The following is a 15,436-nucleotide window of genomic DNA, read 5'->3' on the forward strand; positions in this document are numbered from 1 at the left end:
AATAAGAACTGTGGTGATTGGTGCAGGAAGAGGGGCGTTACTGTGAGAACTGTTTTTTCCTATTTGCTTCCTTATAAAGCAGCAGCAGTGATTGCTTTTGCTTTTATGTTGCTTGAGTTGGCTGTGGAACTCATTCAACCGCTTTTGCTTGCCCGGATCATTGACGACGGGATTATCGAAAATGATTTGCAGACTGTTTTTGTGTGGGGGGGCGTATTGGTCGGCCTTTCGTTATTAGCGTTTGTAGCCGGCGTGCTAAACTCCTTTTATGCAGGTCACACCGGCCAAAGCACAGGGTTTGATATCCGCAATGCGATGTTTAAAACGATCCAGCGTTCTAGCCTTGAAAAGTTACAGCCATTTGAAACATCCTCTTTAATGACAAGGCTGTCCAATGATGTGACACAAATTCAAAATACGGTTTTTATGAGCCTGCGCATTATGGCTAGAGCACCGTTGCTTATTATTGGTGGAAGCGTGATGGCATTTGCCGTCAATGCCCGTTTAGCCTTGTTTTTATTCATAACGATTCCACCGATCATCCTCTTTTTAATGTGGATTTTAAAAAAAGGCGTACATATTTTTAGTGAGGTGCAAGCCAAAGTCGATTCAGTGAACCATGTGGTACGAGAAAATTTGACTGGCATTCGTGTGATCCGCGTATTTGTGCGCAAAGCCGAGGAGGCGAAGCGGTTTTTTCGGGAAAGCAGCAAGCTTATGGACCGGACTGTGAAAGCTTTTCGCCTAATGGAATTAACATTGCCTGTTTTGCTGTTTTTAATGAACGGCTCGATTTTGCTTGTCCTTTGGTTTGGAAGCACTGACATTGGCAGTGGCACCACCCAAGTTGGCGATGTTGTGGCGATTGTCAACTATGCAACGCGAATTACTTCCGCTTTAACCGTTTTTTCAATGATTATCATCGTCTTTTCCCGGGCTAGAGCCTCGGCAACACGAATTGAGGAAGTGCTGCTAGAGCCTGATGACGAACTGAAGGAAAGCGAGGAAAAGCCTGAGCCTCCGGCTATGAAAGGGGAGCTGCGCTTTGAACATGTATCGTTTTCTTATGCAGAGGGGGCTCCCTTTGTGTTGAAAAACATCGATTTCTCTGTAAAGGCGAATGAAACAGTTGCCGTCCTTGGGGAAACAGGTTCTGGAAAGTCTACTTTATTCCAGCTCATCCCAAAACTTTATGAACCGACCAAAGGAACGGTTCGCATTGATGGAACGCCTGTTACGGCGTGGCAAGTTCAAAAGCTGCGCAGGCAAATTGGCTATGTCCCGCAAGCGGTCCGGTTGTTCTCCGGGACGATTCGCGAAAACATTGCCTGGGGCTTTCCAGAAGCATCTAATGAAGAAATAGAAGCTGTTGCTAAAGTAGCGCAAATTCATGAGGCGATTGTACGTTTGCCAGATGGGTATGATACGATCGTTGGCCAGCAAGGCGTCAACTTGTCAGGAGGCCAAAAACAGCGGATTTCCATTGCCCGTGCCCTGCTAGGCAAGCCGAAAATGTTGCTTCTTGATGACAGCACAAGCGCCCTTGATGCGAAAACAGAAGCCCGTTTTCTCGCGGCGTTAGAGCAACAGCCATGTACGACGATGATGGTTACGCAAAAATTGTCAACGGCGATTCAGGCAGACCGGATTTTATTGCTTGAATACGGCGAACTGGTTGGCTTCGGCAGTCACGAAGAGTTGCTGCGGTCATCGCCGTTCTATAAAAGAATTTATAAGTCGCAATATGGCAAGGAGGCGTGAGGATGAGGCTTCGTTCCGCATTAACAGAGCCATTTCGTTATAAAACCATCAATTGGCGCGCGTCCCGCCAGTCTCAGGCAACAGGCAGCCAGCCCCAACATCCACACGCTGCCAGGGCTGGAGGACGGCCGGAGACCGCCAAGGATGGGAAAGGAGCGGCCAAAAGAATTTTCGCTTATTTGGCAAGGCAAAAAGGGGCGCTTTTTCTTGTTATGGCGCTTGTTTTTGCCAGCGCTGTATTGACGCTGGCCGGTCCTTTTTTAATCGGCGTTGTCATTGATGACTATATCATTCCTACTCATTTTGACGGTTTGGAGATCATATTGCTCTTTTTGCTTGGTTCTTACGCCGCTTTAAGCATTTCAACGTTTTTGCAAAACTTTATGATGGTCAAAATCGCACAGGCGACTGTGTTTGCGATCCGTAAAGATTTATTTGCCCAATTGCAAAAGTTGCCAATCGGTTTTTTTGACAAACACAAGCACGGAGATTTGATGAGCCGTATGACAAACGACATTGAGAATATTTCTGCGACGCTGAACTCGTCCATTGTGCAAATCATTTCAAGTGTCGTCACCTTTATTGGCATTCTAGCTGTCATGTTATACTTGTCGCCCTTGCTTACAGTGATCACTTTATTCATTGTGCCATTAATGGTTTTAGGAATGCGTTGGATTACAAAGCGAACAAAAGTGTTTTTTAAAGAGCAGCAAAAAAGCTTAGGGCAGCTTAACGGCTATTCGGAAGAAACCATTGCTGGCCAATCGGTTGTTAAAACTTTTTCACGTGAAGAAACGATTATCCAAGCGTTTGAGGAACATAATGGCGCGTTGCGTCATGCTGGTTTCTGGGCGCAAGTCTATTCTGGTTTTATCCCAAAACTAATGAATGTGTTGAACAATCTCAGTTTTGCCGTTATTGCCGGGATTGGTGGGTTTCTTGCTGTTCATGGAATGGCTGGGGTAACGGTTGGTGTGATTGTCGTGTTTGTCGAGTATTCCCGTCAGTTTACACGGCCGCTAAACGATCTTGCCAATCAGTTTAATGCGGTTTTATCAGCGTTAGCTGGTGCGGAGCGTGTATTTGCAGTAATTGATGAGCAGCCTGAATCGGATCAAGCAGGCGCTATCGCGGTCAAGCAAATAGAAGGAAATGTCTCCTTTCAAAATGTCTGTTTTTCCTATGGCGCTACGGAAACGCTCAAAAACGTCTCATTTACAGCGAGAGCTGGGGAGACGATTGCCTTTGTCGGCCCTACTGGAGCAGGGAAGACGACCATTCTCAATTTGCTGCTAGGTTTTTACCCAGTAAATGAGGGAGCGATTTTCATCGATGGAAACAACCTTGCTAACTTGAAGAAAGACGACGTACGCTCGCAAATGGGCGTTGTTCTTCAGGATCCTTTTTTATTCCAAGGCACCATTCGTGAAAACATTCGTTATGGTCGCCTCGAGGCATCGGATCAAGAAGTGGAAGACGCGGCTAAGCTGGCAAATGCACATGGGTTTATTTCCCATTTGCCGAATGGATATGAGACGATGCTTTTTCAAGATGGCAGTGGCATTAGCCAAGGGCAAAAACAGTTATTGTCGATCGCGCGAGCACTGCTTGCTAACCCTGCGATACTTATTTTGGATGAAGCGACATCCAGTATTGATACCGTGACGGAAATGAAGATCCAAGAAGCGTTAAAACGGTTGATGCATGGGCGCACAAGCTTTGTCATTGCCCATCGCTTAAATACGATTGAAGCCGCTGACCAAATTCTTGTTTTACAGGGAGGCGAGGTCACGGAAGCAGGAAGCCACCATGAACTGATGGCGACAAAAGGGTTTTATTACGAGATGCAACAAACAAAACAAATGGATGCAATCCTGTAAATTTTAGCAAAAAGCAGGATTGCCCCGAAAAGTGTCGAATGAGTTCAGAGAAATGGTGCGAGGGGAACGTGGAATGCATGGTTATTGAAAAGCTTCTTATCAATGTGTTTGTGATTATGGTTCCCTTAATCATTTATAGCTTAAAAGCCGAAGGGGGCTGGAAGATCCAGCGTTCGCTTACGATGTTTCATTTCATGAGTGGCGCTGTTATTTTATGCATGTCCTTTTCCATCCGCCAAGGAGACGTTTTCTGGGATTTGCGCTATATTCCCATTTTGCTCGCGTTTTTGTATGGTGGCAAACGGGCGGGCTGGGGCGTAACCGCCGTTTCAGCCGTTTTTCGGTTGATCATAGGCGGTGACCTTACCGGTTTTGCCCTCGTACATTTTTTGCTAAGTGCCGTGTTGTTTTCGATTTTTACGAGACGGTTTTACCAGTTGCCAAGCAAATGGCCCAGGCTCAAGTTTGTCAGCCTCGTGTCATTATGGCCAGTGCTGATCCAAGTAACTTTATCACTGATCATTATGCAGTGGCTATTCAGAGATAGCTACTTGCCTGCCATGTGGGGAGTGGCCGTTTATTATGCGGTTTTTGGCGTTGGTGCGATGTTTTTAATTACTTATTTATATGAAACGTTGCTTGAGAGAGATCGTGTCATTGCCGAATCGCTGCGTGCCGAAAAGTACAACAGCTTAAACGAACTTGCAGCAACGATTGCCCATGAAGTCAGAAATCCGCTGACCGTTGTGAAAGGTTTTGTCCAGTTGATGGCAGAAGGTAAGAAGAAAAATCAATACCACGCATTAATTGTCGGCGAATTGAACCGGGCGGAAGCGATCATTAATGAATATTTAAGTGCAGCAAAACCTAAAATGGATCAACAACGTGTTTTTTCAGTAGGGGAAACCGTTCATTCCGTTGTCTCACTGCTGAGGCCTTATGCTGCAAAAGGACAGGTCCAGTTGTCGGTCCAAAGCGGCGAAGAAACCCTTTGGGTATGGGCCGACCAAAATAAGCTCAAACAAGCGCTTCTCAATTTTATTAAGAATGGCATCGAAGCAACGCCTCCAAACGGATCGGTGTCGATTAAAATGGATAAAACGGCTAAAAAGAAATTGCTGTTAACAATTGAGGATACAGGGGTTGGCATGACAAAAGAGCAATTAAAACAAATTGGCACTGCCTATTTTACGACAAAAGACAGTGGGACGGGCATCGGAACAATGGTCTCCATTCGCATGATCGAAATGATGGGCGGCCACGTTTCTTATGCAAGCAAACCAAAAAAGGGCACATGCGTCCATATTATGCTCCCCCTTTACGACAAATAAGACTTTGTAGGTTAGTGTAAACGATTTCCAGGAATGAGAATAGACTTGTTTTAACAAGGTAGAAGGCAGGGTAAACAAATAAAAGGGAACATGCAACCGAAAAATCAAGGAGGTCCGAGGATTAACGGATGGAGAAAACATACATTTTGGCAATTGACCAGGGAACGACGAGTACACGGTCGATTTTATTTAACCACGAAGGGGAAGTCGTCCATACAGTCCAAAAGGAGTTTAAACAGTATTTTCCCCACCCAGGCTGGGTGGAACACAATGCAAATGAAATCTGGAATTCGACGCTTTCTGTTATTTCCGGCCTGTTTACAGAGACAGATGTGGAGCCGCGGCAAATTGAAGCGATAGGGATTACAAATCAGCGGGAAACAACGGTCGTCTGGGACAAAGAAACAGGCAAGCCGGTTTATCATGCGCTTGTTTGGCAGTCTCGGCAAACAGAAGACATTTGCAAAACATTGCGTGATGCTGGGCACAATGAAACGTTTCGCAGCAAAACGGGTTTGCTGATTGACCCTTATTTTTCAGGGACAAAAGTGAAATGGATTTTGGACCATGTGGAAGGCGCCCGGGAGCGGGCTGAAAACGGCGAATTGCTCTTTGGCACAATTGATTCATGGCTCATTTGGAAATTGAGCGGAGGTAAAGCTCATGTGACCGACTATTCAAATGCGGCGCGGACGCTTATGTATAACATTCATGATTTGCAGTGGGACGAAGAGCTGCTTCGGATTTTGGATGTCCCCAAGGCGATGCTGCCTGAAGTGAAGTCATCTTCAGAAGTGTACGCCAACACGGTGGAATACCATTTCTTTGGAGAGCAGGTACCGATTGCAGGCGTCGCCGGTGACCAAAGTGCGGCTTTATTTGGACAAGCTTGTTTTGAAAAAGGCATGGTTAAAAACACGTATGGAACAGGCTGCTTTATTTTAATGAACACAGGCAATGAAGCTGTTACATCGGAAAATGGCTTGCTCACGACGATTGCCTGGGGTCTTGATGGAAAAGTAGAGTATGCATTAGAAGGAAGCATTTTCGTTGCTGGTTCTGCGATCCAATGGCTCCGTGACGGCATCAAGCTGCTAGAGAACGCTGGGGATAGCGAAGCATATGCAAAGCGGGTTGAGTCATCGGAGGGTGTCTATGTTGTGCCTGCATTTGTTGGGTTAGGAACGCCTTATTGGGACAGCGAAGCACGTGGTGCCATGTATGGGTTGACCAGAGGAACAACGAGAGAACACATTGTTCGCGCTACGTTAGAAGCACTAGCGTACCAAACGAAAGATGTGATGGAGGCAATGGAATCGGATTCTGGCTTAGAGTCGAAAAAGCTTCGCGCCGATGGCGGTGCTGTGAAGAACGACTTTTTGATGCAGTTTCAAAGCGATTTGCTCGATGCCCCTGTTGAACGCCCAACAATTAACGAAACAACCGCACTTGGTGCAGCCTATTTAGCTGGCTTGGCTGTCGGAGTATGGGAAGACAAACAGGAAATTGCCGACAAATGGAAAATCGATCGTTCGTTTGAGCCGAAGATGGAAAAAACAGAGCGGGAAAAGCTTTATGGTGGCTGGAAAACAGCGATTGAGGCAACAATGGCTTTTAAGCCAACAAAATAAAAAGCCAATAATGTTTTCCATTTAGCAAAAACGCACAGGTGTTTTTTCCTTCGGGGGCCTGTGCGTTTGCTTTTTTCTATGGTTTCAAAGACGCGTTAGTAGGGAACACTGAGTGGAAAACAGCTAAAAGTTTACGTAGCGGCTTAAGTGCGCTATAATGAATGTAAGTTAATGAACGGATCTGAGGATTTGAGGGATCACAGCATTCAATAGGCGCAAAAAAGCCTGTTTTGTTTGTTGTGGTCCCTTTTTCCGTTCAAATATTGGAGGAATCGAGATGGCGTTTTCAGCAAAGACAAGAGAAAAAGCAATCGCAAGCATGGAAGACAAACAGTTGGATCTGTTAATTATTGGTGGTGGCATTACTGGCGTGGGTGCCGCTTTGGACGCAGCAACACGAGGAATCGATGTCGGCTTGATTGAAATGCAAGATTTTGCGGCGGGAACGTCGAGCCGGTCGACAAAGTTGATCCATGGCGGCCTTCGTTATTTAAAGCAATTTGAAGTAAAACTGGTTGCTGAAGTTGGGACTGAGCGGGCGATCGTTTATGAAAATGCGCCCCATGTTACAGAGCCAGTACGAATGATGTTGCCGTTTTACAAAGGTGGTACGTTTAATTCGTTCACAACGTCAATTGGGCTTGCTGTCTACGATCGACTTGCCGGCGTCAAGAAAGCAGAGCGGCGCACGATGATGAAAGCGAAAGACGCGTTAAAAAAAGAGCCGATTTTGGCAAAAGACGGCCTTCGTGGCGCCGGTATGTATGTCGAATACCGCACGGACGACGCACGCTTAACGATCGAAATTGCCAAAACCGCAGCTGAAAAAGGCGCGAAATTGGCCAACTATGTAAAAGCAGAAGGCTTTGTTTATGACCAGGGAAAAATCACTGGTGTCATTGCCCGTGATTTGCTGACGGGCGAAGCTGTAACCATCCAGGCAAAAAAAGTCGTCAATGCAACGGGGCCATGGGTTGACCATTTGCGTGAGCAAGACCGATCAAAGACAGGAAAAACGATCCACTTAACGAAAGGTGTCCACTTAGTGTTATCCAAAGAACGATTGCCTTTAAACCAAGCGCTCTATTTTGACACGCCTTTTGGCGATGGCCGCATGATGTTTGCGATCCCTCGCGGTGAAAAAGTTTATGTAGGCACAACGGATACAAATTATGAAGGCGATAAGCGGGAACCTGGTGTGACGAAAGAAGATGTCGACTATATTATGAAGGCAACAAATGCCCTATTCCCAGGATATCAGCTAACAAATGCCGATATTGAGTCGAGTTGGTCAGGGTTGCGGCCCCTCATTCATGAAGAAGGCAAGAGCCCTTCCGATATTTCACGCAAAGACGAAATTTTTCACTCGGAGAGCGGGCTTATGACAATAGCAGGCGGCAAATTGACTGGTTACCGAAAAATGGCCGACAATATTGTATCGCTCGTCGCAAAAGAGCTTGAACAAGAAACAGGCGCTGTCTATAAACCGTGCCAGACAAAAAACCTTGTTTTATCAGGCGGGGAAGTGGGCGGTTCCGACCAGCTCGACATGTTTAATGCCGCCCATATTGAAGCTGGAAAAATCCTTGGCTTAGAAGAGGCGGAAGCAGCTGAACTCGTCAAACGTTACGGCTCAAATGTCACGCACGTGTTTGCGTTTCTAAATGATGGGGAAGCAGAAAAATATGGGCTTCCAAAAGCGGTATGGGCGTCGCTCCGTTACGCGATGGCTTACGAAATGGCGCTAACGCCTGTCGATTTCTTAGTGCGTCGCTCTTCCTACATGCTCTTTGATATTGACAAAGCCAATGCATACAAAGACAAGATTGTTGAGGCAATGGCTTCTGTTTTAAAATGGAGTGACAAACAGCGGGCCATTTACGAGGGTGAGTTGGCAGAACAATGGCGAATACACACGCTTGAGGATATAGGCTAAGCGATGTTTGGTGGCCAAACGATTTTACCAGCAATTAAGACAATGAAAGATTTCGAGGCCATTATGAATAGCAGCCATGAATATTTTGTTGTCTTGGATTTGCACTTGTCTAAACTAGCGTCAGTGAAAAAAAGCGCACGCGAGGGAAATAAAAAACCGATTCTCCATGCTGATTTAATCCAAGGCTTAAAAAGCGATAAGGCTGCTGCTGAATTTCTTTGCCAAGTGATTCGTCCAGCTGGATTAATATCAACACGGGGCGATATGCTTCGGATTGCAAAAAAGAATGACATTCTTGCGATTCAACGTGTCTTTTTGCTCGACACGCTGGCTCTTGAAACGAGCTATCATCTTGCTGAAACAGTAAAGCCTGATGTGATCGAACTTCTGCCTGGCATTTTGCCTGACTACATTGGCCGTGTCCATAGGAAAACGGGGATCCCGGTCATTGCTGGCGGCTTAATTGAGACGATGGAAGATGCAAAGCAAGCGATTAAAGCGGGAGCTCAGGCAGTGACTGCTTCCAATCAAGAATTATGGCTTTGAAGAAAATGCCCTTTTGGACGAGTCGAAAAAAGTCTAAATAGGGCGTTTTCTTTTAAATAGCAAAAAATGTGATATGATGCTTAAGAAAAAAACCATATTTTTGGGAGAAGCAAAGGTGGAGCTTTTATGGAAGTCGTTCAACAAATCATAAATAGCATCAATGGGATTACTTCCTATTTTCTCGTATTCTCTTTAATTACAGTTGGCCTGTACTTAACGTTCCGGTCAAACTTTGTGCAAATCCGAATGTTTCCTGAAATGTTTCGAGCGGTCACCGAGAAAAAGAAGAAGGGAGAAGTCTCTGCTTTTCAAGCGTTTTGTATTAGCGCCGCTTCGCGAGTAGGCGCAGCAAACATGTCAGGTGTGGCGATTGCGATTACACAAGGAGGTCCTGGCGCTATTTTTTGGATGTGGGTGATTGCGATCATCGGCATGGCTACCGGCTTTATAGAGAGCATGCTCGCCCAAGTGTATAAAGAAAGGCGCAACGGCCAGTTCCGTGGCGGCCCTGCTTATTATATTGAAAAGGCGCTTGGCAAACGCTGGCTTGGCGTCGTATTTGCCTTATTAATTGCTGTCACATTTGGGTTTATTTTTAATTCGCTGCAAGCAAATACGATTACCGTTGCTATGGATGAAGCATTTGGATTAAACCGGCTAACTGTTGGCATTGTCATTGCGCTTGCAGTAGGGGTTATTATCTTTGGTGGCATTCGTTCGATTTCCATCTTTTCTGGAATTGTCGTACCGATTATGGCAGTTGCTTATATTGGTGTCGTCTTTTTTGTCGTTGTCAGCAATTACCAACAAATCCCTCATTTATTTGCTCTTATTATCGGTTCTGCTTTTGGTTTGAAAGAAGCGACAGTCGGCATTTTTGCTGGGCTCCTTGTCGGGGCGCAACGGGGATTGTTTTCCAATGAAGCTGGAATGGGAAGTGTCCCTAATGCCGCAGCGACAGCAGACGTGTCTCATCCTGTCAAGCAAGGGCTCGTGCAATCTTTGGGTGTGTTTTTTGATACGGTTATCATTTGTTCTGCGACTGCTTTTGTTATTTTGCTTACGAATATTTACCAAACCGCTGGAGAAGGAGTAGACGGCGTTGCCTTAACACAAGCGTCCTTGAGTGAGCTTGTTGGCGGTTGGGCTGTGCCGTTTATTGCGATTGCCATTTTCTTTTTTTCGTTCACTTCGATTGTCGGCAACTACTATTACGGCGAAACCAATTTAGCATTCATGAAAGAGGGCACCATTTGGCTGCAAGTCTACCGCTTGCTAGTCGTCGGCATGGTCGTTTTCGGTTCCCTTGCTGCAATCGAACTCGTTTGGTCTTTGGCCGATGTGTTTATGGCCTTTACGACAGTTGTAAATTTAATCGCGATTTTGCTAATCAGCGGGATTTCGTTTGCTGTTATTTCCGATTACCAGAGCCAACGTCAACAAGGCAAAAATCCCGTTTTTAAAAGCAAAAACATTCCCGGTCTGAAAAACGCTAGCACATGGGATGATAAATAAGCAAAACAGGGCTGCCTCTCATTAAGGGAAGCCCTTTTTCGTGCTTTCAAAAACATACCCATATTTTAAAAACTTGTCTCATAGCCTGTATAGAGAGAAAAAGGAGAGATGAGCGGTGAATACGTTTTTTCGAGGGGTTCTCGTGCTGAGCGCTGCGGCGTTTGTAGGGGAATGTTTGGAATTTATGATCAACGTTGTATTGGCAAGAGAGCTCGGCGATGAAGCGTTCGGTTTGTACATGGCGATTTTGCCAACAATGCTATTTGTTGTCGTCCTTGCAAGCATTGAATTGCCCGTTTCGGTTTCTAAGCTAATTGCAGAGAAAGAACCCGTTTACCATTGGCATGTACTCGGCAAAGCGCTGCAGCTTGCACTGGTTTGTGCCCTTGCCGTCATGATTGGTGCCTTGGTTGTATTGCCCCATTTAAGTGTGCTCCATTCTTATCATGCAGGCGTCAAATGGATGTTGGTGCTGCTCGTGCCAATCATTACGTTTTCGTCAGTGGCAAGAGGCTATTTGATGGGCGCCCAGGAAACAGGGAAAATTGCCGTTGCCAATTTATTAAAGCGCTCGACTCAGTTGGCTGGTTTGCTCATTGTGTTTAAATTGTTTTCCTTCGATAGCAACATCGCTATTTTTATGGCGTTGTTGGCATTGAAATTAAGCGAGTTGTTTGTGTTAATTTATTTGGTCATTGTATTTATAGGCAAAATACGAGAGACCAAAAAAGAACATGTCCAGAAAAAAGGCCCCAAAAAAGAGGTTTATCAAAAACTGTTGCAAGTGTCATTGCCGACAACGGGTTTGCGTATTTTTCACTCCGCCACATTTGCGATTAAACCTTTTTTGATTACGAAAGCATTGTCCAATGCGGGAATGATCGAAAGCGTGGCAATGGTCCAGTATGGCAAATTGTCTGGCATTGCCTTTACAATCGGCTTTTTTCCGGCTTTTATTGCCCACGCCTTGCTAGTTGTACTTATTCCAATCGTGTCTGATGCCTATGCAAAACGCGATTACGACGTGCTCCATCATTATTTGCGGTTGTCGTTGCTCGTAACAGTTGTTTATGGTGCACCTGTCGTGCTCGCCTTCTTTTTCTTTGCAGAACCGATTACAACCGCTTTTTTTGGGCCTTCGCCAGCAGCAGGCTATTTGCAAGTATTGATCCCTTATTTCTTATTCCATTATTTTTCAACGCCGCTGCAAGCCTATTTAATTGGCATTGGCTTAGTCAAAGACGCGTTCTTGCATTCGTTATACGCGACAACTGTTTCGTTTTGCCTCATGATTGCCCTTGGCTCGATGCCGACCTTGAAAATGGACGGCATCATATTAGGAATGAATATGGGGGCTGTGCTCCTTACGTTGTTGCATTACGTAACCATTTGCAAAAAGCTGAATTTAAACGCGCTGATGCGTCCAGGAGAAAGCTGGATATTTAAATAAGACACTCCCCCCTTTTTGAAAGCAAAGGGGGAAGCAACCTCTAATTTTGCTTAGCTTTCTTGCCGTTTTTGCTTTCATTATGAAGGCGGTCCAACGCAGTAACGACGTATGTGTACGTTTTATTTGCCGCTGCTTCTTGATCCGTATACGTTGTTTCCTGTCCATCTTTGCGGACAGTGGCGATCAAGTTTTCATTGCTTTCCAAAGAACCGGCTTTTTGGCCGTCAAATCGGTAAATGGCGTAATAAGCCGCATGCTCATTTTTAGGGTCTGAGATGGTGAGCACAGTGCCATTCTTTTGTTTCACCACATCGACGTTTGTCGGTTTTTTCGGTACAGTCCCAGCCAGCCATGGCATTTCTGGAATCAGTGCCGGACGCTGATATTCTGTTTCCGAAAGCCGGTCTTTAACGCCGAGGCGGTTAGCCCGCAAGTCTTTTAAGCTAAAGTGGATGCTGCCTTTTACATCTGGGCGTTCGCGCATGTAAGCAATTTGCCGCGGGTATTCTTCAGGATTATGCCATGCCGGTACATCATTAACACCGACTTTGTATGCAGCTTGCCCGACGTAAAAATGAGTATGGGAGCCAGCTGTTTCTGAAATCCACCAGTCTGTAAGGATGTCAAATGCTGCCGCTTCAAAACCTATATTCCAATAAATTTGTGGAGTAATATAGTCGATTGAGCGGTTTTGGATCCAATGGCGAGTGTCGGCGTATAGATCATCATAGTTTTCGACGCCGGCCCGTGTATTGGAACCAGTTGGGTCGGTGCTGCTGTTGCGCCAGACTCCGAATGGGCTAATGCCAAATTTTACATAAGGTTTTTCGTCTTTGATTGCCTGCTGGAGGGAGGCAACAAGCGTATTGACATTGTTGCGACGCCAATCTCCCCTGTCTGTAAAGCCGCTACCATGTTCCGCATAGGAGTCATCATCTGGGAAGTCTTGGCCGGCGATCGGGTAAGGGTAAAAGTAATCATCCATATGAATCGCGTCGATGTCGTAATGCTGGACGATTTCACTGACAGCGTCTACAAGAAATTGTCGCACTTCCGGCAAGCCTGGATCAAAATAAAGTTGGTTTCCATAGGCGACGACCCAATCTGGATGTTCTTTGGCAGGGTGGCCGTCGGCTAAACGGTTGATGTCTGTATGGTTCATTGTGATCCGGTACGGGTTCACCCATGCGTGGAATTCTAAGTTGCGTTTATGGGCTTCTTCAACCATAAAGGCGAGGGGATCGTAACCGGGGTCTTGGCCTTGTTGGCCTGTCAAATATTCAGACCACGGCCCGTACTCTGATGGATAAAAACTGTCTGCCGTCGGTTTTACTTGGACAACGACTGCATTCATCCCCATTTCTTTTGTTTCATCCAGCATAGATACAAACTCTGCTTGCTGCTGCTCAGCCGATAAGCCAGCACGCGACGGCCAATCAATGTTGTTGACGCTGGCGATCCAAACTGCACGCATTTCCCGTTTCGGCGAGATTTCTTCCTGTGCAAATGTGTCCTCTGTCCCAAAGGCAAGCAGCCCGAGTGTGAAGCAGAAGCCCATTCCCAATTGTTTCATATGATCGCCTCCCCATTTTTTTGCAGCAACCTGCTTACTTTCAAGTGTAGAGCAATGACTAGCTTCTTGGTATTGGGATAATGGGGAGACAACAAAAGACGAGCAAAGAAAATGGGCCAGAATTAGATAAAGCCAGCTGACAACATTTGCGTTTGTCAGCTGGCTAGCTGTTTTGTCAAGGCTTTACCAAGGCGCAACCGCCCCGTCTGTTCTTGACTCGCTTCCTCCTACGTAGGTGCCTTTTTCTTCATCTTTCCAAATGATTTGGCCACGTCCGAACGGCATCGTGTCATTAGCAATTGTAATGGTATGGCCTTTACGAGCCAACGCTTCAGCAATATGGCGAGGGAATGTCGGCTCTAATACAATGTGCTTGCCTTCGACCCACTGCCAACGTGGCGAATCAAGTGCTGCTTGTGGGTGCAGTTGAAAGTCAATTGTATTCATGATGACTTGAACATGTCCTTGTGGCTGCATAAAGCCACCCATCACCCCGAATGGGCCAATTGGTTTCCCATCTTTTGTGAGGAAGCCAGGGATAATCGTATGATAGGTCCGTTTATTAGGGGCCAAGCAATTGTCATGGTTTGGATCCATCGAAAAATTATGCCCCCGGTTTTGCATCGCAATCCCTGTTCCAGGCACAACTAGCCCTGACCCAAAGCCCATATAATTGGATTGGATAAATGAGACCATGTTTCCATCAGCATCGGCTGTACTTAAGTAGACCGTGCCGCTAGCTTTAGGCTTCCCGGCAGTTGGCAGCATTGCTTCATCTGAGATGAGGCGAAGCCGTTCTTTAGCGTATGTATCGCTCAATAAGTCTTCGATTTTTTCACTCATATTGTTTGTATCTGTAATATATTTTTGGCCATCGCTAAACGCCAGTTTGATTGCTTCAATTTGCATATGGTACGTGTCTACCGCTTCTTTATCACCAATATCAACTTGGTTAAGCATATTCAGTGCCATAAGAGCTACGAGTCCTTGGCCATTCGGCGGAATTTCCCACACATCATAGCCACGGTAGTTAACATGTATTGGCTCCACCCACTCTGGCTGGAAATTTTCCAAATCGGTTTTCGATAAGAAGCCGCCATGTTTCTCGAAAAAAGCAGCCGTTTTTGCAGCGAGGTCCCCTTTGTAGAAGGAAGCCCCTTTGGTTTCGCCAATGCTTCTCAATGTATCGGCATGGTGTGGCGATTTCCAAATCTCTCCTGCTTTTGGCAAGTGGCCGTTTGGAACAAATGTTTCGAACCAAGCTTGGAATTCTTCCGATTTATTCTCCGCTTTAAATTTGTCATAGCTTGCTTTCCATTGTCTTGCAACAGTAGGGGAGAGGGCAAACCCTTCTTCAGCATGGCGAATGGCGGGCTGTAACACATCAAGCAAAGGCAACTTGCCGAAACGTTCAGACAACGCTGCCCAGCTTGCAGGAGCGCCAGGCACAGTTACAGGTATCATGCCGTATTTAGGGATTTCCTCAAACCCTTTTTGTTTCACTTTGTCGATGCTAATAGAGGCAGGGGCAGGACCGCTTCCATTTAAGCCATGGAGTTTGCCCTCTGTCCATACAATCGCAAACGCATCTCCGCCGATCCCATTCGAACAAGGCTCGACAACGGTTAAACAGGCAGCAGTCGCAATCGCCGCATCAATCGCATTTCCTCCTTGTTTCAAAATCTCTAGTCCTGCTTGTGCTGCCAAAGGCTGCGATGTCGCCACCATTCCATTTTTTGCATAAACAGGCATTCGAGTTGATGGATACGGATGCAAATGTGGATCATAATTCATTTCATAGTCCCTCCTTATC

The 15,436-nt window shown here is 46.0% G+C and carries 10 protein-coding genes; 8 read left to right on the forward strand and 2 right to left on the reverse strand.

The genetic code is table 11. The features are described from left to right. The first annotated feature begins 42 nt into the window (after nucleotides 1-42). From N6H06_RS19965 to N6H06_RS20000, 8 genes are all read left to right on the forward strand, one after another. Nucleotides 43-1,761, forward strand: a complete 1,719-nt coding sequence (locus tag N6H06_RS19965; protein ID WP_263707809.1) for an ABC transporter ATP-binding protein — start codon at nucleotides 43-45, stop codon at nucleotides 1,759-1,761. Between the two features lie 2 nt (nucleotides 1,762-1,763). Further along, nucleotides 1,764-3,641 (forward strand): ABC transporter ATP-binding protein, encoded by a 1,878-nt coding sequence (locus tag N6H06_RS19970; protein ID WP_062750054.1) that lies wholly within the window; start codon nucleotides 1,764-1,766, stop codon nucleotides 3,639-3,641. Nucleotides 3,642-3,718: 77 nt separating this feature from the next. Further along, nucleotides 3,719-4,972, forward strand: coding sequence for an ATP-binding protein (locus N6H06_RS19975; protein ID WP_062750053.1), 1,254 nt, complete (start codon nucleotides 3,719-3,721; stop codon nucleotides 4,970-4,972). 128 nt (nucleotides 4,973-5,100) lie between these two features. Then, a complete protein-coding gene (gene glpK, locus N6H06_RS19980) occupies nucleotides 5,101-6,603 on the forward strand; it encodes a glycerol kinase GlpK (RefSeq protein ID WP_062750052.1) in 1,503 nt (500 codons plus the stop codon). A 277-nt stretch (nucleotides 6,604-6,880) separates the two neighbouring features. Beyond that, nucleotides 6,881-8,539, forward strand: a complete 1,659-nt coding sequence (locus N6H06_RS19985; RefSeq protein ID WP_062750051.1) for a glycerol-3-phosphate dehydrogenase/oxidase — start codon at nucleotides 6,881-6,883, stop codon at nucleotides 8,537-8,539. A 3-nt stretch (nucleotides 8,540-8,542) separates the two neighbouring features. Beyond that, nucleotides 8,543-9,085: a glycerol-3-phosphate responsive antiterminator gene (locus N6H06_RS19990; RefSeq protein WP_062750050.1), complete on the forward strand. Its 543-nt coding sequence runs from the start codon at nucleotides 8,543-8,545 to the stop codon at nucleotides 9,083-9,085. A gap of 126 nt (nucleotides 9,086-9,211) precedes the next feature. Then, entirely contained in the window at nucleotides 9,212-10,600 is a 1,389-nt protein-coding gene (locus N6H06_RS19995) for an alanine/glycine:cation symporter family protein (protein WP_062750049.1), read from the forward strand. Between the two features lie 115 nt (nucleotides 10,601-10,715). Beyond that, nucleotides 10,716-12,050, forward strand: a complete 1,335-nt coding sequence (locus N6H06_RS20000; RefSeq protein ID WP_263707810.1) for a polysaccharide biosynthesis protein — start codon at nucleotides 10,716-10,718, stop codon at nucleotides 12,048-12,050. 40 nt (nucleotides 12,051-12,090) lie between these two features. Here the strand turns inward: N6H06_RS20000 and N6H06_RS20005 are convergent, their stop codons facing one another. Both N6H06_RS20005 and N6H06_RS20010 read right to left on the reverse strand, forming a co-directional pair. Beyond that, nucleotides 12,091-13,623: a glycoside hydrolase family 10 protein gene (locus N6H06_RS20005; RefSeq protein ID WP_404830368.1), complete on the reverse strand. Its 1,533-nt coding sequence runs from the start codon at nucleotides 13,621-13,623 to the stop codon at nucleotides 12,091-12,093. Between the two features lie 183 nt (nucleotides 13,624-13,806). Continuing rightward, nucleotides 13,807-15,417, reverse strand: a complete 1,611-nt coding sequence (locus N6H06_RS20010; protein ID WP_062750046.1) for a gamma-glutamyltransferase family protein — start codon at nucleotides 15,415-15,417, stop codon at nucleotides 13,807-13,809. Nucleotides 15,418-15,436 lie beyond the last annotated feature (19 nt).

The sequence above is a fragment of the Shouchella tritolerans genome (assembly GCF_025770735.1).
Lineage (GTDB): Bacteria > Bacillota > Bacilli > Bacillales > Bacillaceae_D > Shouchella > Shouchella tritolerans.